We start from the raw sequence: 22,484 nt of genomic DNA, 5'->3' as shown, positions 1-22,484 counted from the left end.
GTATTCAACATAACGGGAGAGCTGACCGGCCGTTTCGCCGGTGAAACCGACTTTGCGTTTTCCTTGGACGACGGCCGGATCATCCCTCTGGACTATCCGTCGCATGACGCGGGTGTCAAGGCGCCGGACAGCATCCGGATGAGCCCCGTTTCGACGCATATGCTGGCTGGATTCACCCATTCTCCCACGCAGGAGAAAGTATTCTATACTGTGCCCTTGACGGGCGAGCCTCCAACTTTAGTTTCCACATCAGACGAAGCGATATTCAGTCCCGACGGGCGGTACGTCCTGTGCTCCACCGGCGTACTTGTTCCGGTAGACGGCGGTCCCGAGGTGGACATTACGGAGAGCGTTTCCGCCGACCTCTATTGGCCGGATGACAATCCCAATTTTATTATCGGGCCGGATGGCCGCCCCGAGGTCGTGTGGATCGACAGAGCAGAAAACCCGGACGATTTCAGCGTGATTTATGCCACCACGCTTACCGGGGGACCCTATGGGGCGCATCAATAAGGAGGGGAAAATGGGGACGGTGGTGAATTTGCGCGTTTCTCTGTTTCATCACGCATGACATGGAAACCTCATGCCACGAACAGAACGTATTCATCCGCCGGGGGCGTTGCATCCCATCATCCGCCGGGGGATCGAACGGCGCAACATCTTCCGTGACGGTACCGACAGAAACCGGTTTGTCAACAAGCGTCGACGGGTGGGGTGCTTTGAAAGCCATGCGGAAAATGTGGATCCATTTGAAAGGCGATGAACGAATTCGGGTATCGGCGATTTTCTGGAAGAGGTGTTGGACCATGTTCCGAGCGGATGGATCGCCGATACCGTCTCCGGGAAAACCGGATTGTCCGTTGAAGATAGAAACGCGCAAAACCAACCCCGTCCCCCTTTACATAAGGACCGGGACGGGTGTTGGCCGGTTTCTCACGGAGTCCATAGGTCGCACGTGCACGCGCCCTGATCGGTCTTATAGCTGTTCGGAATTTATCGATATCCGGAAGCGAAGTGGCGCGTCGTCTGAATGTAGACCGTTCGGCCATCTGCCGTATGGTGAAGAGGGCGGAGGAGCATGAAAAGTTGATCGCAGCCGGAGGAGGCGTTCGGGAACCGCTTTGGACCGAAATAAGTCAACAATGAAATGGCGTGTCGTTATGAATTTGGAACTGTGACGTGAATGACAATACTCAAATACGAGACACGCCAGATGCTGTTCGGTTGCGCGCGCTCCCTTCACAACTCAATTGGCTAAACGCGCTCAACAACGAGCCCGCCAACGGGGTTTACGAGTACCAGTTCTATTCGGACGCGCACATCACCGGTGAATTCACATCCGAATTATGTCCCTACAGCTTTCTCAATACAGTGCCAATGCCTGCGCCGGGAATCGTAACCGCTCCAATTATTCTACGTTTGGTCGACCACCTTCTTGAACATCGACCAGACATGTCAATAAAGGACGAGACGCTTTATCACGGCGGGACGATGATTGATGAACTTGCGGCGTTGACTTCACTGAGCGTCGGTGCCCGAATTATGGCGGGCGGCGTGTCGCGGCGATTTGAACCCAATAAGGATCCATTGGGACGTCCCTGCGCATGGGACTACAAACCAGCTCCATTCCTTCGTGTAGGGCTCGGGCGCTATGTTCTTCCTTCCGTCGCTGGGACTCATTCACTCGACGCCCTCGAGATGCTAATGTCAATCCCCAAGATCCCAGCGGAGAGGTATGTGAGCCTCATTCGTTCCTGCATTGCATATCAGAACGCTCTTTGGGCCACAGAATCGGAGCCCCATCTGGCTTGGTTGTTGTTCGTATCTGCTCTTGAGACCGCAGCAAACGACGCCTTTATGCCGGATGCATCTCCAGCCGAGCGCCTCAGAGATGCGAAACCAGAATTGGAAACCGTTCTTAACGAAGCCGGTGGCCATCAATTAGTCGAGAAGGTTGCTGAATTGATTGCCCCTTCTTTGGGTGCCACTAAGAAATTCTTGGACTTCACCCTAAAATTCAGGCCGAATGAGCCTACTGATCGTCCGAATCAAGACTTGCTACGTATAAAATGGTCAAAGGCCAACCTCAAACAGACCCTCAGTAAGGTCTACGATTATCGATCTCGCTCATTACACGGTGGCTTAGCGTTCCCTGCTCCAATGTACGATCCGCCATTTTATCTTGATAACAAAGCAAAGCCTTCGGAGGTTCCGCTTACTGGCGGCGCATCACACTCACGCGGCGGTACGTGGCTGCCTGCGGATATGCCAATTAATCTGCATTGTTTTCATTATATTACACGTGGGACCCTGCTTAATTGGTGGCGAAGTTTGGCGCAGGATGGATAAGAATCACATCAATCGCACACCGATAAAGCGTCGCGTCCATTATGCGGATGTTAAACTACGAAAATCATAAACAGGTAATGGCATGATAACAATGGGGGAAAAGAGGGACGTGGGCGAAAAGAGGGACGGTGTTGAATTTACGCGTTTCTCTGTTTCATCATCCGTGATATGGAAACCTCATGCCACGAACAGAACGCAGTAATCCGCCGGGGGCGTTGCATGACATCATCTGCCGGGGGATGGCACGACGCAACATCTTCCGTGACGATACCGACAGAAACCGGTTTGTTAAGAAGCGTCGGCGGGTGGGGCGTTTTGAAATCCATGCGGAAAATGTGGATTCATTTGAAAGGCGATGAACCAATTCCGGGTACCGGCGATTTTCTGGAAGAGGTGTTGGACCCTGTTCCGAGCGGATGGATCGCCGATACCGTCTCCGGGAAAACTGGATTGTCCGTTGAAGATAGAAACGCGCAAAATCAACCCCGTACCCCTTTACGTCTTTGGATCTCGAACGAAATAGGAGCGTACCCGGCTATTGGCAGCCGTCTCCAACGCTGGCGAAAAAGATGCCCTTACAGAAGTCACAGGCGGACAGGGCCTCCTTGTTCAGGGAACAACAGCATGAATAACGGGCCGTTCTGTAGGGGCGGTTCGCCCTTCGACGGGGCTCAGGATCTACGACGAACCGCCCCTGCAACGGAAATCGATGCGACATAGCCGCCGATCCATCCGATTGCACGGATACGATTATTCGCGGGCCGGGGTGTATTTTGTGACCATTTGCGCCTGGAACCGGGAATGTCTGTTCGGGGACGCCGTGGACGGGAAAATGATCTTGAACGATTTCGGACAAAAGGTTGCAGAATCGTGGGAATGGCTGGCGACGCGACACGGTTATGTGAAATTGGATGAATATACGATCATGCCCAATCATTTGCATGGGATTATCGTTATTACCGACGTTGTTGAGGGCGGTTCGCGAACCGCCCCTACGGAAAAACACAAACCCATCGGTCGGTTGGTCGGCGCCTTCAAAACGATGTCCTCAAAGGGCATCAACCATCTGCGCAACACCCCCGGCCTCAAGATATGGCAGCGCAATTATTATGAACACATCATCCGCAACGACGACGAATTAAACCGCATCCGGGAATATATCGCCAATAACCCTGCCCAATGGGAAACGGATAGGGAAAATCCGAATGTTGTCGCGTGAAAAAGAGGGACGGTGTTGAATTTGCGCGTTTCTCTGTTTCATCATCCGTGATATGGAAACCTCCTGCCACGAACAGAACGCATTAATCCGCCGGGGGCGTTGCATCACATCATCCGCCGGGGGATCGCACGGCCCAACATCTTCCGTGACGATACCGACAGAAGCTGGTTTGTTAAGAAGCGTCGGCGGGTGGACGTTTTGAAATCCATGCGGAAAATGTGGATCCATTTGAAAGGCGAGGAACGACTTTCGGGCACCGGCGATTTTCTGGAAGAGGTGTTGGACCATGTTCCCGATCGGATGGATCGCCGATACCGTGTCCGGGAAAACCGGATTGTCCATTGAGGATAGAAACGCGCAAAATCAACCCCGTGCCCTATCCCACTGTGGCCTCGGAAGGCGGGAAGAAAGGCCAAAGTGCGGACGAAACAGGTATGATGCCGCCCGATTCAACGTGACGCCACGCAAAGAGGAATCTTTTTCTGTTGACGTATTACCTAAACCGTAATACCATACGCGCATGATCAAGTCCTTTGCCTGCAGAGACACGGAGAGGCTTTTTAACGACGAACCCCTTCGGCGTTTCCAGTCCTTCGAGCGACAGGCACGAAAACGGCTGATGGTTCTAAACGCCGCTCCAAGTTTGGACGCTTTGTTACGGAATCCAGGAAACATGTTTCACGCTCTCGGAGGCGACAGGAAAGGACAATACGCCATCAGCATTAACAGGCAATGGCGGATATGTTTTGAATGGCATGAAGGCAATGCCTTCAACGTAGAAATCGTCGATTATCATTGAGGTGCAATAGTGAGTATCAAAGACTTGCTGGATCCCATTACGCCGGGTGAGATCCTACGAGAGGATTTCATGGAACCCTTGGGCATCAGCATAAACCGGTTGTCGCGGGATCTTGCCGTACCACTGAATAGAATCAGTGAGATTGTCAACGGCAAACGGAGCATAACCGCCGATACGGCGCTAAGGCTGGAGCGGTATTTTGGAGTTGAGGCCCAGTTTTGGTTGAATCTGCAATCTGAGTTCGATTTGAGGTTGATCAAACGCAAGATTGGGAATGACATTGAACAGCGAATTATCCCAGTAAATAGAGCAAGAAAACCAGCGTCTCAACTAGAACCAAATTCCGGCGCATAACGTCGGGCCGGCTAAGGACGCGTGAGAAAATCGACCGCGCACCTTTCAGGCATTGCGTAAGCCGCCTGCAACATCTCGTACCCGCCCATCCTGCCCTCTAAGTCACCCATTCTGCTATCGGGGTGGCCAATTCGAAAGTTTGAAAGCGTACACGTTATCTCACGAAACAGCGAGAAACGATTCCTCCGGTTTTGTCGTTATTTCCCCTACAACGGTCTTTTTCGTCGGATCGTCAGCCGTGTCAAAAGCCGGTAAACGGGACCTCTCGGCGGACATTGAAAAGGGACCCACGCCCGGGGATCATCATGACCGCCCAAACCTGCTCTTATATAGCCTGAAACCTGAAATCTCTGAATGGCGTTGAACAGGTGGGTTTCGTCTTCAGCTTTGCCCTTTCAGAGCGGCAAAGCGAGACCATCGAGGATGGACGCCCATATCGCTTCCTTGCCTTCCCCGGTGATGGCGGAGAAGGCGACGGGTTTTGGCGCGGTTTCACCCAGGGAGCGCTCCAGTTCTAGTAAACGGGGTAGCTGCTTGGTCTTGCGTATCTTGTCGATTTTGGTGGCCACCAGTATGGTCTTGAAGTCGGATCCCTGCAAGTTGCGGATCAAGTCCAGGTCGTCGGGCCTCGGATCCCGGCGCGCGTCCAGGATGAAGACCACGCCTTTCAAGTTCGGCCTCTTGGCCAGGTAATCTCCCACCATCTTTTGCCAGCCCTGTTGGACCGACTTCGCCACTTTGGCGAAACCGTAGCCGGGTAAGTCCACCAGACACAGCCGATCGTTTACCACAAAGAAGTTCAAAAGCTGGGTGCGCCCGGGAGTGGAGCTGGTGCGAACCAACTTTTTCCGGTTGACCAGCACATTGATCAGAGAGGACTTACCCACATTGGATCGACCGGCAAAGGCGATCTCGGGGAGGTCATGCTCCGGGTAATGCCGGCCGGAGGCCGCGCTTTTCAAAAATTCCGCTTTCCGGACTTGCATCCCGGACCTGCCTTTTCCCCGGAACCCGCTTACCGACTCATATTACCGGGAGCGCAAAATAGGTTAAGCAAACACGTTGGGTTACGCTCGCTTCACTCGCTAACCCAACCTACTTTGGCTGGGTCTCGCTTACCGACGCTCAAGATACGTCTCGATCCGATCCATGGCCTTGCGAATGTTCTCGAGGGAATTGGCATAGGAAAAGCGTATATAACCTTCGGCGTTGGAACCGAAATCGATACCAGGGGTAACTCCTACATGCGCCTTTTCCAAAATATCGAATGCCAGCCGATAGGAGTTGTTGTCTATATGGCGGGCGTTTGCAAGCACATAGAAGGCCCCGGTGGGCTCCACGGCGATGCCGAAACCAAGCTCGCGAAGACGTTGAATCATGAATTTCCGGCGCTGATTGTAGATTTCCTTCATCCGGCGGACGTCTTCTCCGGCTTCACGAAGGGCCGAAATTCCGGCCCATTGAACGAACGCATTGGCGGAAATAAAGAAGTTCTGCTGGATTTTCTGCATGGGTCTGATAAATGCTTCCGGAGCAATAATATATCCCAGTCGCCACCCGGTCATGGCGTACAGTTTGGAAAAGCCGTTCAGAACAAAAGCGTGGTCCGTGAATTCTAGAATCGAGTGCTCTTTACCTTCGTAGACCAACCCGTGATAGATCTCGTCGGAGATGACGTAAAAGCCGAGCCCCGCCACTTTTTTGAGCCGCTCCTCGGACAACAGGTTCCCCGTGGGATTCGAGGGGGAGTTCACGACAATGGCTTTGGTCCTGGAGGTTATCCGCTCCCTGATGGCGGAGGACCGGTACTGGAACCCGTCCTCTTCATTGACGTCAACAAAGACCGGGTTGGCGTTGAGATATCGGATGAAGTTCGGATAGCAGGCGTAGTAGGGATTGGAGATGATGACCTCATCGCCTTCTTCCAGCAGCGCTGAAAACATCAGCAGCATGGCCGGCGAAGTCCCGGAGGTGACGAGGACCCTATCCGCCGGGAACGATACGCCGTATTGCTCCCGATAGTGCTCGGCAATGGCTTCCCGGAGTTCCACCAGGCCCAGGGAATGGGTATAGTGCGTCTGGTTTCGATCGATGGCTCGGCATGCGGCTTCCTTGATGCAAGCGGGCGTGTCGAAATCAGGCTCTCCGACCTCGAGATGTATCACGTCTACGCCCGCGCGTTCCATGGCATGGGCGCGCTCGAGCACGTCCATAACGATGAATGGTGGTATATCCTGTGCGCGTTTCGAGATCATTTCTTAGATTACCTTGTTCAAAGGGTATTCGATAATGCCTTCCGCTCCCAGCCGCAAGAGATCGGGGATGAGGTCCCTTACCACGATCTTGGAAACCACGGTTTCGACGGAAAGCCACTCGCTGTTGTGCAAATGCGCCACCGTGGGGGCATTAAGGCTGGGTAGAATGTCCACGATGCCGGCCAATTTATCCTTGTGCACGTTCATTTTCAGACCCACCATCTGCTCGGCCAGAAGCGCGCCCTGCATAAGCCGGGCGATCTGTTGAATCTTATCCCGTTTCCAATCCTGCTTCCAGCTTTCCAGGTTGGCGATGAGTTGCGTGTTGGATTGCATCAGTTCGTGTATGATTCTCAGGCCATGCGCCTTGATGGTGCTCCCCGTTTCCGTCACCTCGACGATGGCGTCCGCCAGTCCGGAAACCACCTTGGCCTCCGTGGCGCCCCAGGAAAATTCCACTTTTACATCGATATTTCGGCTATGGAAATATCTTTTCGTGAAATTCAGCAGCTCCGTCGCGATCTTTTTCCCCCGGCAATCCTCGATGGTGCGGATGTCCGAATCATAGGGCACGGCCAGAACCCAGCGGGCCGGCCGCTGGCTCACTTTCGAGTAAAACAGGTCCGACACCACCTGCACTTGAGAATCGTTTTCGAGTATCCAGTCTTTTCCGGTCAGGCCCGCGTCCAGGGTGCCGTTTTCCACATAACGACTCATCTCCTGTGCCCGGCAGATGGAGCAGGTAATGGTCTCGTCGTTGATTTCGGGGAAATAACTCCGCCCGTTTACATTGATCTTCCAGCCGCATTTTCGAAAAATTTCAACCGTAGCGTCTTGCAGGCTTCCTTTGGGAATCCCTAACCTGAGTATGTTCATTTCTTGTATACCTCCGCGGGATCGAATACTTTTTCGCCCGTTTCCTTGAGACCTTGTTCCGTGACTATATTGAAAAAACAGCTGCGATGGCCGGTATGGCACGCGGCTCCTCCTACCTGTTCGACTTTAAACAGCACCGTGTCGCGATCGCAGTCCACGCGGATTTCCTTCACTTTCTGCACGTGACCGGAAGTGCCGCCCTTGTGCCATAGCTCCTGGCGGCTTCTGCTCCAGTAGTGCACCTCGCCCGTCTCGATCGTGCGTTCCCATGAAGCACGATTGATATAGGCGAGCATCAATACCTCGCCGGTTTGGTAATCCTGGGCGATGGCGGGAATGAGCCCGGTTCCTTTTTCGAAGTCCAGCATGCGCTTCGGTCTCCTCGGGTATGGCGGTTCGTAAAAAATGAAATGACAGGGTCAACTGTCTTTAGCGTGCTTGCCCGCCAGTTGTCCGCAAGCGGCCATGATATCCTGACCTTTGCTCTTTCTCACGATGGCGGTAAAATGGTTGCGAATCAGAATCGCCTGAAACCCTTCCACCGTCCCCGGCTCCGGCGATCGAAACGAGCAGCCGGCATGCTCGTTCAGCGGTATCAGGTTGATCTTCGATTGACCGGGATGGAGCAAACGAACGAGGTTCTCGGCGTCGCGCGTCGAGTCGTTCACGCCTTCGATGAGTATATATTCATACGTGATGCGGCGACCTCGTTTCAAAGGATATCGGCGGCAGGCGTCCAGGAGTGTACTCAGCGGGTACTTCCGGTTGATCGGCATCAGAGCGGAGCGGGTTTCATCGTCGGCTGCGTTCAAAGACACGGCCAGCCCCACGTTCACACGATTCCCCAGTGGTAAAATACGATGCGCAATTCCGGAAGTGGACACGGTCACGTGTCTCTGACTGAAGGCCAACCCTCTGTTGTCCATAACCACATCCAGCGCCCGAACGGTATTCTCGTAGTTGAGCAGAGGTTCTCCCATGCCCATGAAGACCAGATTGGTCAGATTCTCTCCAGGATCCAGCCGGCGTTTCACCGCCAGTATTTGATTGACGATTTCGGCGGAACCCAAATCCCGCTTGAAGCCGGCCCCGCCGGTCAGGCAGAAGGCGCAACCCATGGCGCAGCCGACTTGCGTGGAAACACACAACGTCATATGGTCGCGCTCCTGGATCAGCACGGTTTCAATGAACTCCCCGTCATCCAACCGGAATAGGAATTTTCTCGTACCATCCTTGGACTTCTGGATCTCGAAAGGTTCCAAGCGGCTGATGCGTGCTTCCTGCTTCAACTTTTCCCGGAAGGCTTTCGGAATGTCCGTCATGGCATCCGGATCGTCCTGTTCCTTGCAGTACATCCATTTCATGAGCTGGTGCGCACGATAGCGGGGTTCGCCGTTGGCGGCGGCCCAGGTTTCCAGCTCCGGAAACGTCATATTCTTTAAATCGGGCATCATTGGGGTGTGTCTGTGTCTTTACTGTTAAATTTTTTAGTATAGCCATGCGCCGCGGTGTTTTCAAGCTTTTTGGCAAATGCGGACCGTCACCGGTGCGTTCCGGACGATTCCCGCCTGAAAACACGCCGGCCTCCGCTCCGGACTCACCGAGCGCCAACCATTGACATATCGAGGACCCCGCCGTATCATCGCGTCATGACCTATTCAGAAGAGACGGACACGCTGCTCATCAAACGCTTTCGAAACGGAGACAAGCGTGCGTTCGATGACCTGCTGAAACGCTACGAACAGAGCATCTACAATTTCGGCTTGAAAATGTGCCGTCGGCCCGAGGATGCGGAAGATTTGCTTCAGGAGACCTTCCTGAACGCCCTGCGATACTTGGACCGTTTCCGGGGTGAGGCGGCTTTCAAGAACTGGCTGTTTAGAATCGCCACATCGGTTTGCATCAAGAAGCGTCGCAAGAAGAAGCACGAACCCGAGCTGGAACTGTCATGGGAAGAATTGCTTCCCGACGATCACCCGCAACCGGAAGATCGTCCAATGTGGTTGTCCACTCCTATCGAGCAATTGCTGAATCAAGAGCTGAGGGACATCCTCAACGGGGCCATAAAACAACTACCTCCCAAGTATAAAATAGTGCTGGTCCTGCGGGATATCGAGCAGTTTTCCACCAAGGAAGTGGCCGGGATGTTGTCCATCATGCCGTCCACGGTAAAAGTGCGCCTCCATCGCGCCCGTTTGTTTGTCCGTAATCGCATCAAAGGATACTATGAGGAAATGGGTCATGCAGCCTGACTGCTTGGAGATGTATCGTAGGATGAGTGACTACTTGGATCGGGAATGTGACGAGGTCACTCTGGCGCACATCGAGCGCCATTTGAAGGAATGCAAAGCCTGTGGGGATTGCCTGGATTCTATTCGGAAAACCATCGAACTGGCCCGGGTTCTTCCTGACGAACCGATTCCCGATACTGTCCGGAACTCCCTCAGAAGGGTGCTCCAAGAATGCAGGAAACGAGGCTGAGGTTGCTTTCGAGGGACCTTGGATGTGTCGGATGCGGATGATGCACGGGTGTGCGAACATCGGGGAAAAGCATATCGAACCGTTGAAGACCTATGACATGCGGAGAATGCTTGGTGCTTGTGCGTTCGCTCGGGTGTTCGCCCTCGTTGTGCTTGCCGCCACGCCGTTTTCGTCATCGTGCGGATTTCTGCAACAGGCGGTGTCGGAAGAATGGAAATGGACCCGTCCGTCGCCCTACTTACAGGCATACGATAAATGGACCCGAGAGGGAAGGGTGTATGCCGGTTTGAGCACCGAAATGGCCGTGCAAGCCACCCTGATGAGTCCCGACTTCAGAAAAGCTCTCATCGCAAAGAGGAGCCGCGACTTTCTGTATCCGCCGGCTGAGGAGAAACGGTTATTGGAGACTGAAAGGATCGAGTCCCAAAGGGTTCTCGATTTCACCGTGTTTGTCTTCACGCCGGAAACTAAATTCAGCGAGTTGAGACCGGGCAAATCCATCTGGCGGATCCATCTGGAAAACCGGGCAGGACAAAGGTTGAAGCCCGCCCGTATCGAGAAATTGCCATGCGAATACGACGTGCTGATGCGGGATTATCCCCGGATAAACCGTTGGGCGTTTCCCTACCGTGTCCGATTCGAGGCCCCGGACACGGGTGGACTTGCTTTCATTTCCACCCCCGGGGAATCGCTGACACTCTGGGTTACCGGCTGCCTCGGAACGGCTCGGATGAGCTGGGATTGCGACTGGGTTTGGCCGCCGGGATGATTCGGGGAGTTCGGGTTTCTCTCCCAACACCATCGGATGCCACTGAGAACCGCGACTGAGGCCGACACTGGATAAGTCGCCAGGTGAATCCACTTAGCCCGCGCTTTTACCTTCACTCCTTTGAGGCGGCGGGTTTGGGTCGTTTGAGCTTCATCCCACCTGGCATACCGGAATTCCCGATCCGGGAAGTCGCTTGTGTTGGTGGAAGGAAACGGCGCCGGCATCGGGGACGTTCGGTGCATTCCTTGGATTTATATAGCACAATGTGGTATGCTCCGATCCTGCCATCGCATCTGTGTTCAACTGTACCTGCAAGGGATCGATCATGGACAGCGAAGAATTCAAACAATGCCGCAAAAAACTGGGCAAAACCCAGACACAGTTGGCCCAACTGCTGGGTGCTTCTCTAAAGGCCATTCAGAGCTACGACCAGGGCTGGCGAAGAGTCCCCGGCCACATCGAACGGCAACTGCTTTTCTTGATTTCGAGGAAGAAGGCCGGTCGGGAAAGAATCTCCTGCTGGCATATCAGGAACTGCCCTCCCGAAAGAAGAATCAAGTGCCCCGCCTGGGAATTTCATTCCGATGACCTATGCTGTTTCGTCAATGGAACCATGTGCAAGGGGAAAACCTACAAAAACTGGGAACAAAAGATGAAGGTCTGCAAGGGGATATGGGGGATTCGCCCTCCGGCGGATTTCGCATCTTCTCCCCTGGCGAGTGGTCACAAATGAGGAACACCGGGACAAGGGTGGCCGTGGGGCTCAGCGGAGGGGTCGACTCTTCGGTTGCAGCAGCGCTGCTGCCACGGGAGGGATATGATGTCCTAGGTCTTACCATGGAAATATTCGACGGCGCCGGTGCGCCCGGCGGCGGGGAAAGACATTCCTGCTACGGAGCCGGGGAAAAGGAGGATGTCGAGTCCGCGTCAACCATCTGTGAACAGCTCCGAATTCCCTTCCATACGATCGATCTGCGAAAGGAATATAGAGAGCATGTGATCGACTACTTCAAGAAAGAGTATCTGGCGGGCAGAACGCCGAATCCGTGCGTCGTGTGCAACCGGGAGTTGAAGTTCGGATTTTTGCTTAGAAAAGCGGAAGAGAGCGGAGTGGACTTCGACTATTTCGCGACCGGCCACTACGCAAGGCTGGTACACAAAGGCGGGCGTTTTCTTCTGAAGAAGTCGGCAGACCCATTGAAGGATCAGACTTATTTTCTCTATACGCTCACCAACGAGCAGCTTTCCCGTACGCTCTTCCCCGTCGGTGCGTATACCAAGCAGGATGTCAAAGAGATCGCCCGGTCCTTGAATTTCCAATCCGTTCACCGTCCCGAAAGCCAAGATTTCATTGCCGGCGATGGGTATTCCTCACTGTTCGGTCAACACGAAGTCAAAATCGGAGATATCGTGGATGAAAAAGGGAACATCCTGGGCCGGCACCGGGGTATCATCTACTATACGGTCGGGCAACGTCGAGGCCTCGGAGTTCCTTTTCACCAACCCCTGTACGTGCTCAAGATCGATGCTGAAAGGAACCGGATCGTTGTGGGGTTGAAAGAGGCTCTGTTTGCGGAAGGCCTTATTGCCACGGACATCCGTCTTTTCGCGGTTGACGAACTGGATCGCCCCTACAAGGTCAAGGCCAAAATCCGGCTGAACCACAAGGAAACGGCTGCCACCGTCGCTCCGTACGAACTAGGTAAGGTCCTGATCCGGTTTGACGAGCCGCAGGCGTCGGTCACTCCGGGCCAATCCGTGGTGCTCTATTCAGACGATCTCGTCTTCGGGGGCGGGATCATTGAACGGGCCCTTCAGGCGTTATGAAGCTTCCGGGATAGACGTTTTGGGGCAGGCCCCGCACTTGAACGATCGAACGGAATCGGATAAAAGGCGGACGTCCCGGTGTCTCAAGATCCTACGTAGCGATCGTAAAGGGCTCGCGCCAGTGAGTGTTCGTCAGTACCGTGAATGATGACCCGCCCATCGGGGAAGACGGAGAACTCGTATCTTTCGGCGCGGAAGCGAATCAGATGAGCGTTGGCCGAGATGATGCTTTCCGGATCCAACCGTTGAGCAACCTGCTCGAGATTCAGTCCCCGGGTCTCCGGAGGTCGCACCTGGACCGCGTCTATCCCGCACATGCTTTCCGTTGACGACCAGCCCCGCCCCCCGAGGAACTCAAACACTCCTTGATGGCAACAAATGCACGTATGGTTGAGGGCGCTCTGGAGATCCGTGACCCGGAAGGATCCCTCCCAGAGGTCGAAAGTGAAGCAGCGGTGAAGGGTTCGTCTTCCGGTTCCCGAGAGGAGCTTCATGGCTTGGGCGGCTGCCAGGGAAGCCACGAAGTTTGGGGTCGGACCGATGATGCCGGCGGTGTCGCAGGTAGGCATGGCTCCGGGTGGGGCAGGGTCCGGAAGGATGCAGCGGAGACAAGGCGTTTTTCCTGGAACGACGGTCATCACGTTCCCGATGGACCCGAGGCACCCGGTCCAGATCCAGGGGATGTCGAGGCTCACCGCTACATCGTTGATCAGATAGCGTGTTACCTGGTTGTCCAGGCCGTCGAGGATCAGATCCACGTCGGACATCAGTTCAATCGCGTTTTGCGGGTTCAGTTCCGTGACAATGCCCTCGATCTCGACGTCGCGGTTCATTGCCTTTAATTTCCGTTCCGCCAGGACAGCCTTGGGGAGCCCGGTCTCCAGGTCCGATTCGTCGTACAGGATCTGGCGATTCAAGTTGCTGAGTTCCAGGAAATCCCGATCGACTATGCGCACCAGGCCGACACCTGCGCGAACGAGAAGAGAGGCGACGGTTCCCCCTGTGGCGCCCGCTCCGGCAACCAATATGCGCGATTTTCGCAGGGCGGCCTGACCGTCGGGTCCGAGCCCGGCGAAGAGTTCCTGTTTACGGTAACGTTGTCCGTTCGATGTCACCTCAGCTCCATGTTCCGGGTCTAAGTAATGGGGGAATAGTTCGTGGGGAGAGGGAAGTCGAGTACGTTTTCGGTTGGATTTGAAATATTAAGATACCACAGTGTGGTATGATCAGTCAAGCGTGACCCGCAACAGTCTCATCGGGCCGTCTATCGGCGCTACTCGAACAGCGGCATGGAAACATCGTTCAGCACGGCGCCGAACGGCCCGCAGATACGAGCCTGCGCCGGCTTTGGCGTCGATTGAACTCGTGCGGATGAGACCTGGTGATGTTTTTGGGCTCGCCGCTCGTAAAGGTTCGAAAAATCATTGAGCGCGGAGCGGCTGAGAAGTATTATGGCCGCAATGCATGGATACCGATTCCCGGCTTCGGTTTCATGACGAAACGATCAAGTGTTACGTTGAGAATGGACATGTATCTTCTTTGCATATTCAACTGGTCGTTTTCATAAGAAATGTGAAACACCGTCCGCATTGGTTTCTGTGATTCGTGCAACGCTCACGACAAGAAGAAGCGCTTGGGAAAGGACCGTTTCGTATGGAGCTTTACGGCGAGGTGAGACAGACGGAGCAAAACACCATTAGCGGAAACCCCCTGTCCTTTTTTATGACGCCGAAGGGCATTGCGGTGATCGGTTCGCTCAAAGAGGAGGGTTGGTTCGGCGGATATATAGTGATTCGAGATCTGCTAAACGGTCCCTATGACGGCGCCATCTTTCCCGTAAATCCGAGCTATCGGGAAGTGCTGGGAATAAAAGCCTACACGAGCGTCACGGCGATGGAAGGTATTCCGGACCTCGCCGTCATTATCCGCGCCAGGAACGCCGTGCCCTCCGTGTTGGAGGAATGCGGTCGCAAAGGGGTCCGGGCGGCCATAGTGGTTTCCGACGGATTCAGTGAACGAGACGATGCAGGGAAGCGGCTCCAGCAGGAGATCATTGCCATCGCCAAGAGATACGGCATGCGTGTGATGGGCCCGAATACCGTGGGAGTAGTCAATACGTGGAGCGGGGTCACCACGGTGCCTTATGAAAGAGGGTATTCGGAAATCCTTCGAGGACATCTGTCCATTATCAGCCAATCAGGTCTTGTGGGTCCCCAGGCTCTCGAACTCGCCGACCTGAACATTGGCATCAGCCGGATCATCGATCTCGGAAATATGTGCGACGTGAACGAAACCGAATGTCTCGAGTATCTGGAACAGGATCCTGAAACTCGGGTGGTTTCCATGTATATCGAGAACATTCGAAATGGGAAGACCTTCATGGACGTCGCGCGGAGAATATCCCGTATCAAACCGGTGCTCTGCCTCAAGTCCGGCCGCTCATCGGAAGGAGCCAGGGCTATGGCTTCGCATACCGGTTCCATGGCAGGCTCCGACAAAGTGTATGAAGCGGCCTTCAGGCAGACGGGGATCCTTCGCATCGATGAATTCAGGGAGCTGTTGACGCTTTCGAAAGCATTCTTGTTTCAACCCCTGCCTCGGGCAAACCGAATCGGGATTGTCAGTATTACCGGAGCCGGAGGCATTATGGCGCTGGATTGCGCCGAGCAGTTCGGCCTCGAGCCGGCGCGGCTGTCTCAAGCCACGGCGAATAAGCTCGAATCCCTTTTCCCCGGTCTCGGGAAAAACCCGGTGGACTTCGGTCCGGCGGCGGCGGTTCTGGGGGATTTCGGTAAGCTTTACTACGAAACCATAAAAGCCCTTATGGAGGACGATGGGGTCGACTCCGTATTCTGCACGCTCTATTCCACTCCTCTGGCGGATCCGTCCTTTTACTATCAACTCTTCGACGATCTTTCGCCTGTGTTGAAGAAGCCGATTACCGCCTGGGCGTACGGGACGTCACAAATTCAGCTCATCGAGCTGAATTCCGTTCTGGAACGGAAGGGCATTCCTCTTTATTTCGAGATCACCCCCTCCATTAAGGCGCTGGGCCTTATGGCTCGTTACGCTGCATGGATCCAAAGGGAAAGGACGACGCGGTGAAATCCGCTCACGTTCAAGCCCGGAGAATACAGTCCCGATTCTCCCTTTTTTTGATGAAACCTTCTGATTGACCATCGTTCAACCATTTCTTACACTCCCGGTACCCTGAGGATGCAATGCGGTATGTTGAGCTTCTATCGGTGGATGGCTATCGGAGTTGGAACCTAACCGGCAACTAGGAAGATTCGAACAGGAGGAAGTTAAATGAACATAGAACCTAACGACTTCAGGGACATCGATCCGGGTCATCGTGTTCTGATGGGACCCGGTCCCAGCGATGTTCCCGCGCGAGTGACTCAGGCTATGAGCGCCCCGTGCATCGGACATCTCGACCCCTATTTCCTCCATATAATGGATGAGACCCAGCGTCTGTTGAGATTTGTATTTCAAACGGAACATCCCTTGACCATTCCTGTTTCGGGAACGGGCAGCGCGGGCATGGAAACCTGCTTTGTGAATCTCGTCGAGCCGGGAGACGAGGTGGTCGTCTGCGTGAACGGTGTGTTTGGCGTACGCATGTGCGACATCGTGGGTCGGCTTGGCGGGAAGCTCATCCGAGTGGATGCGCAGTGGGGCAGGGCCGTGGACCTTGAAGCCGTGCGCCAAGCGATTCGCGGAAGAAACCCCAAGGTTCTGGCGGTGGTGCATGCGGAGACTTCGACCGGTGTATGTAATCCCGTGCGGGAACTCTCCGCTCTGGCGAAGGAAGCAGGCGCCTTGTTTCTTGTGGACACGGTCACCTCCTTGGGAGGCATGGAGGTAAAGGTGGACGATTGGGGCATTGACGCCGTCTACAGCGGCACCCAGAAGTGTCTGTCGTGTCCTCCGGGTCTCGCGCCCATTTCCCTCAGCGCCGCCGCGATGCAAGCCCTTCGGAATCGAAAGACCCCGGTGGTGAGTTGGTACCTCGACATGGGAATGGTTTCCCAGTATTGGGGATCGGATCGAAAGTACCATCATACAGCGCCCATCAACATGATTTACGCCATCCGCGAGGCGTTGCGGATCGTCGCTGAAGAAGGGGTGGAAGCCCGTTTCGCCAGGCACCGGCTAAACCATCGAGCGCTGGTGGCCGGAGTGGAAGCCATGGGTATGTCAATGCTGGCGCCTGAAACGGAACGACTTCCCATGCTGAACGCAGTTCGGATTCCGGAAGGCGCCAACGACGCGAAAGTAAGAGGGGCGTTGCTTCGGACGTTTGGCATCGAAATCGGCGGGGGCTTGGGAGACTTGGCGGGCAAAGTCTGGCGTGTCGGGTTGATGGGCCACGCCTCGCGTTCGAGAAATGTCCTGCTGTTCCTTTCGACTCTCGAAACCGTGCTGAGGGCTCAGGGTGTCAAGGTAAAACCCGGAGGCGTGGAAGCGGCGGCGGAGGTACTCGAGATACAATGATCTCCCCGGATCATTTGAATCGGCTCCGGCGAATCGTCGGAGAACCGTACGTTTCGAGCGGTAGGGCGGACACGGAAGTGTATTCGTACGATGCCTCGCCGGCGTTCCACTCGCCCGGAGCCGTCGTTTTCCCAGCGGAGACCCGGGAGGTTGCAGCAGTCGCACAAATTTGCTCGGAGGCCCGAATCCCCTTTGTGCCCCGGGGCTTCGGGACCAATCTGTCGGGCGGATGTGTGGCTCCGGCGGGCGGCCTGATCGTCTGCCTTTCCAGAATGAACCGTATCCTATCCATTAAGACGGAATCTCGTACCGCCGAACTGCAGCCTGGAGTGACCAATCTCGAACTTCAAAACGCCTTGGCCCCGTTGGGTTTCTTTTATGCTCCCGATCCGGCCAGCCAGAAAGTGGCTACCCTCGGAGGCAACGTCGGCGAAAATTCCGGCGGACCTCGATGTCTAAAGTACGGCGTTACGAAAAACCATGTGCTCGGCTTGGAACTGGTGTTGCCGGACGGCGAAATCGTTCGGGTGGGCGGTGCGGCCCTTGACCCGGCGGGCTATGACATCAGGGGCGCGGTTATAGGCAGCGAGGGGACCTTGGGCATTGTGACGGAAATCATTGTACGAATCCTTCCTTTGCCCGAATCCGTGGTGACCCTGCTGGCCATATACGACGATGTGAGCGCCGCGGCGCGTACGGTGTCCAAGGTCATCGAGGCCGGTATCCTGCCCGCTACCCTCGAGATGATGGACGCGACGGTCATGCGCGCGGTGGAAGAGAGCTATCCCTGCGGATATCCCCTGGATGCCGCCGCGGTTCTGATCATCGAAGTGGACGGTCCGGTTGCCGGCCTGACTGCACAGGCAGGTCACGTGCGGGAGATCTGTATGAAGAACGGCTGCCGCAACGTGCGCCGGGCCAAGGACAATGCGGAGCGCGACCGGCTCTGGGCCGGAAGACGAGGAGCTTTCGGGGCGGTTGCCCGTCTGGCTCCCAATTTCAGCGTGATGGATTGCACGGTTCCGCGTACGCTGCTTCCCGAAGCGCTCTCGCGGGTGGCGGACCTGGCAAAGCGGCACGGACTGGCCGTTGGGAACGTTTTTCATGCGGGGGACGGCAATCTCCATCCTCTGTTGCTCTTCGATTCACGCGATCGGGATCAGTTGCGCCGGGTGCGCCTGGCGGGTTGGGGAATCATGGAAGCGTGCGTGGCTCTGGGTGGAACCATCAGCGGGGAGCACGGCGTCGGAGAGGAGAAAATCGAAGCCATGAGGATGGTTTTCTCCGAGGACGACCTGGACGCCCAGCGGGCCTTGAAGAATGCATTCGATCCCCATCATCTCCTCAATCCACATAAGGTGCTTCCCGAACGTCTCGAAAGGGAGGCCCCACTGGAACCTCCGGGGATTGATCCTCAGGGACGGACCGGATTGGCGCCCGTCGATGCCGGGGAAGCCTGTCGCATGGTTCGGCAGGCCTTCAACAGCCGGGTCTCGCTGGATTGCCGGGGCGCCGGCCGGCACGGGGAATTCGGGAATCCTTCCGTCGGGGCCCTGATTCCGCTCAGCAGCGAGCGAATGTCCGGGGTGGTGGAGTGCGATCCCGACAACCAGTTTATCACCGTGGGCGCAGGGACGTTGCTTTCAGCACTCCAGGAACGCCTCGGAGAGAATAAACAGTGGCTCCCTCTCCGGCCGCCTCACGGAGAACGCCATACAGTAGGAGGCGTGGTGGCTTTGGGTGCTTGCGGGCCCGAGCGATTCCGCTATGGCGCCCCCCGGGATCTGCTATTGGGCCTCCGGTTCGTTTCCGGAACAGGGCGTCTGATTTCCACCGGTGGAAAAGTCATCAAGAATGTTGCCGGATACGAGCTCGGAAGTTTGCTGGTGGGATCCGCAGGGACTCTTGGTTTTATCACCGAGTTGACCTTCAGAGTGTCTCCGCTTCCCGAGACCTGTCTCGCCCTGAGCGCGTGCGGCTCGTTCGAGCGCACGGCCGCTGCTGCGGCCGAACTGTTTTGCTCGAAGCTTGAACCTGCGTTCCTGACGGCGACGCCGGCGGACAATGGGCAAGCCGGCGGCTCCATCGCCTCGAAACAAGGCCTCTCCTGGCGTATCACGGTGGGCTTTGAGGGCTTTAGAGAGACCGTAACCGAGCAGGAGGCTCGATGCTCCGAGCTTTTTGTTGCGCACGAACTGGGGGATCGGGCCACGAAACACCATAAGGCCACGGAAGACGTTCACGCGCCTCTCTGCGACCTCTTGAATCGGAGCGAGTTTCTGCTGAGGGTCGATCTGCCCTCCGACGGGTTGCGCGATTATGTTTCGGCCGCTTTTGAGATCGTGGACATACGGAACGTGCTTGTTGATTTCGGTTGCGGCCGAATCCTGTTCGGCGTCGCCGACCTGTCCGAGCGGCAATGGCGGCGACTTGGCGACCTCGCCGGACAAAGTCGCGGCCATGCGCTGATCGAAAAGGCGACGGACGCGTTCAGGCTGCGAAACGATGTCTTCGGTCCGTTTCGCCCGGAATGGAAAGTGACGCACGCGATCAAGGAAGCGTTGGACCCCGGCGGCATTTTCGCTCCCGGTCGCCTGCCCGGTAGAAAGTAGCTCAAATTCGCACGCAGGGTATTTGCAGGAACCTTTTTGAAGAGTTTTTTCCCCGCAAAGATGTGCCCGCTCCGGTGAAGGCGGTGCGGCAATGCTTAGGAAATTTGAAGGGAGTCTGAGTCCCGCCTCAGGCGGGATTTCTGAAGTTTCCCTCAGAAGAGCTAAATCATTGAGTCTCACCACACATTACGATGAAATTGCCAGGTGCAACCGGTGCGGCTTCTGCCAGGTGGCGTGTCCCATCTTCCGATCCACGGGCCACGAGTCCGGCGTGGCCAGGGGCCGGATCGCGCTTCTGCGCGCCCTCATCGAAGGCCGGGTGGACTGGTCGAAGGAACTCGAGGAGCCGCTTTTCGCATGTCTTCTGTGCGGCGCTTGCACGTCCAACTGCTTTCCCGCCGTAGCCACATCGGACCTTTTGGTTACGGCCCGCCAAGAGTACCTCATTCGGGTGGAACGAAGCCGCCTCCACAAGCTCTTGTTCGATCATTTGCTTCCGTACCCGAAACGATTGCGTCTGGCGGCAAAAGCGGCTGCCTTGGGGAAACGGAGCGGGCTTGCGCACGTGGCCGGGGCTCTGGGACTGTTGAGGATATTCGGCCGCGATTTTGCACGCAGCGAGGAAATCGTGGAAAGCTTTCCGCCGAGCGCTTTCCGTGAAACACATAACCCCGGTGTTCTGAAGGGAAAAGGGGAGGGCCTCCGCATCGGCTACTTTGTGGGATGCGGCATGGATATCATGACGCCCGAAGCGGCCGAAGATACGGTCCATCTGTTGCTGGATATGGGCGGGACGGTGCGAATTCTCGACAACGTCTGCTGCGGCCTGCCGGCCAAGGCGTACGGCGACCTGGAAGCGGCAAGACGTTTGGCGGAGAAAAACCTGGAACGCATCGGCGCCCACGAATTCGACCTGTTGGTTACGGACTGTTCGAGCTGCGCTTCGTCTCTAAAAGCGTATCCGAAACTGTTTCCCGAAACCGATCCCCGTCACTCGACTTCCAAGGACATGGCGTCGCGTGTCCGCGACGTACTCGAGTTGGCGTCTTGCCTCGAACCGCCCACGAAAGCAAAAGAAGGGAAAATCGTGGCGACCTACCACGATCCCTGCCACGCCTCCCGATCCCAAGGGTTGACCCTCGAGCCCCGGCGGATCCTCGAGAGCCTTCCGGGAATCGAGTTCAGGGAGCTGCCCGAAGCGGACTGGTGTTGCGGGGGGGCCGGGTCCTATGCGTTTTCCCATTATGACCTGGCCATGAAGGTGCTGGATCGGAAAATGGACAACGTGGAGAAGACCGGAGCGGAGGTGGTGGTTACGTCCTGTCCCGCGTGCATGGTCCAGCTCGCGTACGGAGCTCGAAAGCGCAACCTGCCCGTGCGAGTGCGACACATCTCGTCGTGTATTGCCGACGCACTCTCCAGATGAGATACTCCATGTGTAGTAGATACGGTGGGTTACGCTCGTTATTCTTGGTAACCTGATCTTGGTTATCGCGGCTGTCGTGCGTTGGCTCCCAGAATCTCGAGATATACCCCCCTGAACCGTTTTCCGATGACTTCCCAGTCAAAACGCTCCGTGACGTATTTTCGGCCCTGAAGGCCCATCTCGGACCGCACTTCCGGATGTCGAATCAGGTGCAGAACGGCGTCCCGAATGGCCGGCGAATCTTTTTCAGGAATCAGAAGCCCGGTCTTTCCGTGGATCACCACGTCTCTGATCCCCCCCACATTCGTGGCTACCACGGCGCAGCCCGAGGCGGCCGCTTCGGCGAGCGTGAGCCCGAATCCTTCGGTATCGCCGCCCGCCGCGACGATGGACGGTCCCACGAAGACATCCGCTGCCGCGTAATAATCCGAGAGCCGGCTGTGATCGACAAATCCCGTCATGCGGACGTGTCTTTCAATGCCTAGCCGCCGCACACGATCCCGTATCATGTGTTCAAGATGGCCTCCGCCTACCAGGACGAACAGGGTGTCGGGCGCCTCCGCGATCACTTCGGGAACCGCCTCGATAAGATATGAGACTCCTTTCTTTTCCACCAGCCTTCCCACAAACAGTACGACAGGACCTTGATGGCCGAAAAGACGCTTCTTGAGACCGGTTCTCGAATCCGAGGGAAGGAATCTTGCGGCATCGAATCCCATGGAAATCGTGGTCAATGGCGCCCGACGCCAAAGATCGTTGCGAATGGATTCGCCCAACGACGAGCTGACGGGGACCACCCGGTCCGCCGTTTTCACGGTAAACCGGTTCATTCCGACGAACGGTTCGGTTCGGAGTCCGTACACATCTCCTCCATGCACCGAACAGATCACCCGGATGGAAGGATTGAACCAGTGCTTGTACAGACACGCTAGGAATCCTTGGGGAAAGAGCCAGTGGGCGTGAACGAGATCGATCCTGCATTGCCGAACCATCCTGTGAAGATGCACGATTTGCGAGAGG

Annotated in this window: 21 protein-coding genes and 1 pseudogene (1 of these 22 cut by a window edge); 15 read left to right on the top strand and 7 right to left on the bottom strand. The window is 55.9% G+C overall.

What is annotated here, in order from left to right:
- The 6 genes from HY788_06620 to HY788_06595 form a co-directional block, all read left to right on the top strand.
- Positions 1-513, top strand: partial view of a PD40 domain-containing protein gene (locus tag HY788_06620; protein ID MBI4773841.1) — the final stretch only. Its footprint begins 1,041 nt before the window's first position; only the last 513 of its 1,554 coding nucleotides appear in the window; its start codon lies beyond the left edge, outside the window; the stop codon is at positions 511-513.
- Positions 514-1,179: 666 nt separating this feature from the next.
- Positions 1,180-2,349: a hypothetical protein gene (locus HY788_06615; protein MBI4773840.1), complete on the top strand. Its 1,170-nt coding sequence runs from the start codon at positions 1,180-1,182 to the stop codon at positions 2,347-2,349.
- A gap of 709 nt (positions 2,350-3,058) precedes the next feature.
- Positions 3,059-3,568 (top strand): transposase, encoded by a 510-nt coding sequence (locus HY788_06610; GenBank protein MBI4773839.1) that lies wholly within the window; start codon positions 3,059-3,061, stop codon positions 3,566-3,568.
- 189 nt (positions 3,569-3,757) lie between these two features.
- Entirely contained in the window at positions 3,758-3,913 is a 156-nt protein-coding gene (locus HY788_06605; GenBank protein MBI4773838.1) for a hypothetical protein, read from the top strand.
- A 175-nt stretch (positions 3,914-4,088) separates the two neighbouring features.
- Positions 4,089-4,367: a type II toxin-antitoxin system RelE/ParE family toxin gene (locus HY788_06600; GenBank protein ID MBI4773837.1), complete on the top strand. Its 279-nt coding sequence runs from the start codon at positions 4,089-4,091 to the stop codon at positions 4,365-4,367.
- Between the two features lie 9 nt (positions 4,368-4,376).
- Positions 4,377-4,721 carry a HigA family addiction module antidote protein gene (locus tag HY788_06595; protein MBI4773836.1) on the top strand — a complete coding sequence of 115 codons (345 nt, stop codon included), beginning with the start codon at positions 4,377-4,379 and terminating at the stop codon, positions 4,719-4,721.
- Positions 4,722-5,116: 395 nt separating this feature from the next.
- Here HY788_06595 and HY788_06590 read toward each other — a convergent pair whose 3' ends face one another.
- The 5 genes from HY788_06590 to rlmN all read right to left on the bottom strand — a co-directional run bounded on the left by HY788_06590 (position 5,117) and on the right by rlmN (position 9,306).
- Positions 5,117-5,707 (bottom strand): YihA family ribosome biogenesis GTP-binding protein, encoded by a 591-nt coding sequence (locus HY788_06590; protein MBI4773835.1) that lies wholly within the window; start codon positions 5,705-5,707, stop codon positions 5,117-5,119.
- 129 nt (positions 5,708-5,836) lie between these two features.
- Positions 5,837-6,976, bottom strand: coding sequence for a pyridoxal phosphate-dependent aminotransferase (locus tag HY788_06585; protein ID MBI4773834.1), 1,140 nt, complete (start codon positions 6,974-6,976; stop codon positions 5,837-5,839).
- A 3-nt stretch (positions 6,977-6,979) separates the two neighbouring features.
- Positions 6,980-7,861, bottom strand: a complete 882-nt coding sequence (locus tag HY788_06580) for an ATP phosphoribosyltransferase (protein MBI4773833.1) — start codon at positions 7,859-7,861, stop codon at positions 6,980-6,982.
- On the bottom strand, positions 7,849-8,220 hold the full coding sequence (hisI, locus tag HY788_06575; GenBank protein MBI4773832.1) for a phosphoribosyl-AMP cyclohydrolase: 372 nt from the start codon (positions 8,218-8,220) through the stop codon (positions 7,849-7,851). The genes HY788_06580 and hisI overlap by 13 nt, the downstream gene beginning before the upstream one ends.
- Positions 8,221-8,271: 51 nt before the next feature.
- Entirely contained in the window at positions 8,272-9,306 is a 1,035-nt protein-coding gene (gene rlmN, locus HY788_06570) for a 23S rRNA (adenine(2503)-C(2))-methyltransferase RlmN (protein MBI4773831.1), read from the bottom strand.
- Positions 9,307-9,501: 195 nt separating this feature from the next.
- On the opposite strand from rlmN, the gene HY788_06565 reads away from it, so the two are divergent.
- The 5 genes and pseudogenes from HY788_06565 to mnmA all read left to right on the top strand — a co-directional run bounded on the left by HY788_06565 (position 9,502) and on the right by mnmA (position 12,929).
- Positions 9,502-10,104, top strand: a complete 603-nt coding sequence (locus tag HY788_06565) for a sigma-70 family RNA polymerase sigma factor (GenBank protein MBI4773830.1) — start codon at positions 9,502-9,504, stop codon at positions 10,102-10,104.
- On the top strand, positions 10,094-10,333 hold the full coding sequence (locus HY788_06560; protein ID MBI4773829.1) for a zf-HC2 domain-containing protein: 240 nt from the start codon (positions 10,094-10,096) through the stop codon (positions 10,331-10,333). The genes HY788_06565 and HY788_06560 overlap by 11 nt, the downstream gene beginning before the upstream one ends.
- Before the next feature lie 31 nt (positions 10,334-10,364).
- Positions 10,365-11,102: a hypothetical protein gene (locus tag HY788_06555; GenBank protein MBI4773828.1), complete on the top strand. Its 738-nt coding sequence runs from the start codon at positions 10,365-10,367 to the stop codon at positions 11,100-11,102.
- Positions 11,103-11,427: 325 nt separating this feature from the next.
- A pseudogene (locus HY788_06550) lies at positions 11,428-11,769 on the top strand (transcriptional regulator).
- Positions 11,770-11,831: 62 nt separating this feature from the next.
- Positions 11,832-12,929 (top strand): tRNA 2-thiouridine(34) synthase MnmA, encoded by a 1,098-nt coding sequence (mnmA, locus tag HY788_06545; GenBank protein MBI4773827.1) that lies wholly within the window; start codon positions 11,832-11,834, stop codon positions 12,927-12,929.
- A gap of 83 nt (positions 12,930-13,012) precedes the next feature.
- Here mnmA and HY788_06540 read toward each other — a convergent pair whose 3' ends face one another.
- Positions 13,013-14,044 (bottom strand): ThiF family adenylyltransferase, encoded by a 1,032-nt coding sequence (locus HY788_06540; GenBank protein ID MBI4773826.1) that lies wholly within the window; start codon positions 14,042-14,044, stop codon positions 13,013-13,015.
- A 538-nt stretch (positions 14,045-14,582) separates the two neighbouring features.
- Here HY788_06540 and HY788_06535 point away from each other — a divergent pair.
- From HY788_06535 to HY788_06520, 4 genes are all read left to right on the top strand, one after another.
- Positions 14,583-16,034 (top strand): CoA-binding protein, encoded by a 1,452-nt coding sequence (locus HY788_06535; GenBank protein MBI4773825.1) that lies wholly within the window; start codon positions 14,583-14,585, stop codon positions 16,032-16,034.
- 258 nt (positions 16,035-16,292) lie between these two features.
- Positions 16,293-17,426 (top strand): alanine--glyoxylate aminotransferase family protein, encoded by a 1,134-nt coding sequence (locus tag HY788_06530; protein ID MBI4773824.1) that lies wholly within the window; start codon positions 16,293-16,295, stop codon positions 17,424-17,426.
- A complete protein-coding gene (locus HY788_06525) occupies positions 17,423-20,038 on the top strand; it encodes an FAD-binding protein (protein ID MBI4773823.1) in 2,616 nt (871 codons plus the stop codon). The genes HY788_06530 and HY788_06525 overlap by 4 nt, the downstream gene beginning before the upstream one ends.
- Before the next feature lie 169 nt (positions 20,039-20,207).
- Positions 20,208-21,464 (top strand): (Fe-S)-binding protein, encoded by a 1,257-nt coding sequence (locus tag HY788_06520; protein MBI4773822.1) that lies wholly within the window; start codon positions 20,208-20,210, stop codon positions 21,462-21,464.
- A 62-nt stretch (positions 21,465-21,526) separates the two neighbouring features.
- Here HY788_06520 and HY788_06515 read toward each other — a convergent pair.
- Positions 21,527-22,484: glycosyltransferase (locus HY788_06515; GenBank protein MBI4773821.1), on the bottom strand; the 958-nt coding region annotated here is incomplete at its 5' end.

Source organism: Deltaproteobacteria bacterium, assembly GCA_016208165.1.
GTDB lineage: Bacteria > Desulfobacterota > Desulfarculia > JACQYL01 > JACQYL01 > JACQYL01.
Note: the sequence above shows the minus strand (reverse complement) of the source record. Positions and strands in the feature narration are given on the sequence as shown.

Excerpts from the sequence above, each read along its gene's own strand:
- HY788_06610 (MBI4773839.1), top strand. The coding sequence starts at position 3,059 with ATGCGACATAGCCGCCGATCCATCCGATTGCACGGATACGATTATTCG.
- HY788_06600 (MBI4773837.1), top strand. The coding sequence starts at position 4,089 with ATGATCAAGTCCTTTGCCTGCAGAGACACGGAGAGGCTTTTTAACGAC.
- HY788_06590 (MBI4773835.1), bottom strand. The coding sequence starts at position 5,707 with ATGCAAGTCCGGAAAGCGGAATTTTTGAAAAGCGCGGCCTCCGGCCGG.
- HY788_06585 (MBI4773834.1), bottom strand. The coding sequence starts at position 6,976 with ATGATCTCGAAACGCGCACAGGATATACCACCATTCATCGTTATGGAC.
- hisI (MBI4773832.1), bottom strand. The coding sequence starts at position 8,220 with ATGCTGGACTTCGAAAAAGGAACCGGGCTCATTCCCGCCATCGCCCAG.
- rlmN (MBI4773831.1), bottom strand. The coding sequence starts at position 9,306 with ATGATGCCCGATTTAAAGAATATGACGTTTCCGGAGCTGGAAACCTGG.
- HY788_06565 (MBI4773830.1), top strand. The coding sequence starts at position 9,502 with ATGACCTATTCAGAAGAGACGGACACGCTGCTCATCAAACGCTTTCGA.
- HY788_06560 (MBI4773829.1), top strand. The coding sequence starts at position 10,094 with ATGCAGCCTGACTGCTTGGAGATGTATCGTAGGATGAGTGACTACTTG.
- HY788_06555 (MBI4773828.1), top strand. The coding sequence starts at position 10,365 with ATGCGGATGATGCACGGGTGTGCGAACATCGGGGAAAAGCATATCGAA.
- mnmA (MBI4773827.1), top strand. The coding sequence starts at position 11,832 with ATGAGGAACACCGGGACAAGGGTGGCCGTGGGGCTCAGCGGAGGGGTC.
- HY788_06535 (MBI4773825.1), top strand. The coding sequence starts at position 14,583 with ATGGAGCTTTACGGCGAGGTGAGACAGACGGAGCAAAACACCATTAGC.
- HY788_06530 (MBI4773824.1), top strand. The coding sequence starts at position 16,293 with ATGGGACCCGGTCCCAGCGATGTTCCCGCGCGAGTGACTCAGGCTATG.
- HY788_06525 (MBI4773823.1), top strand. The coding sequence starts at position 17,423 with ATGATCTCCCCGGATCATTTGAATCGGCTCCGGCGAATCGTCGGAGAA.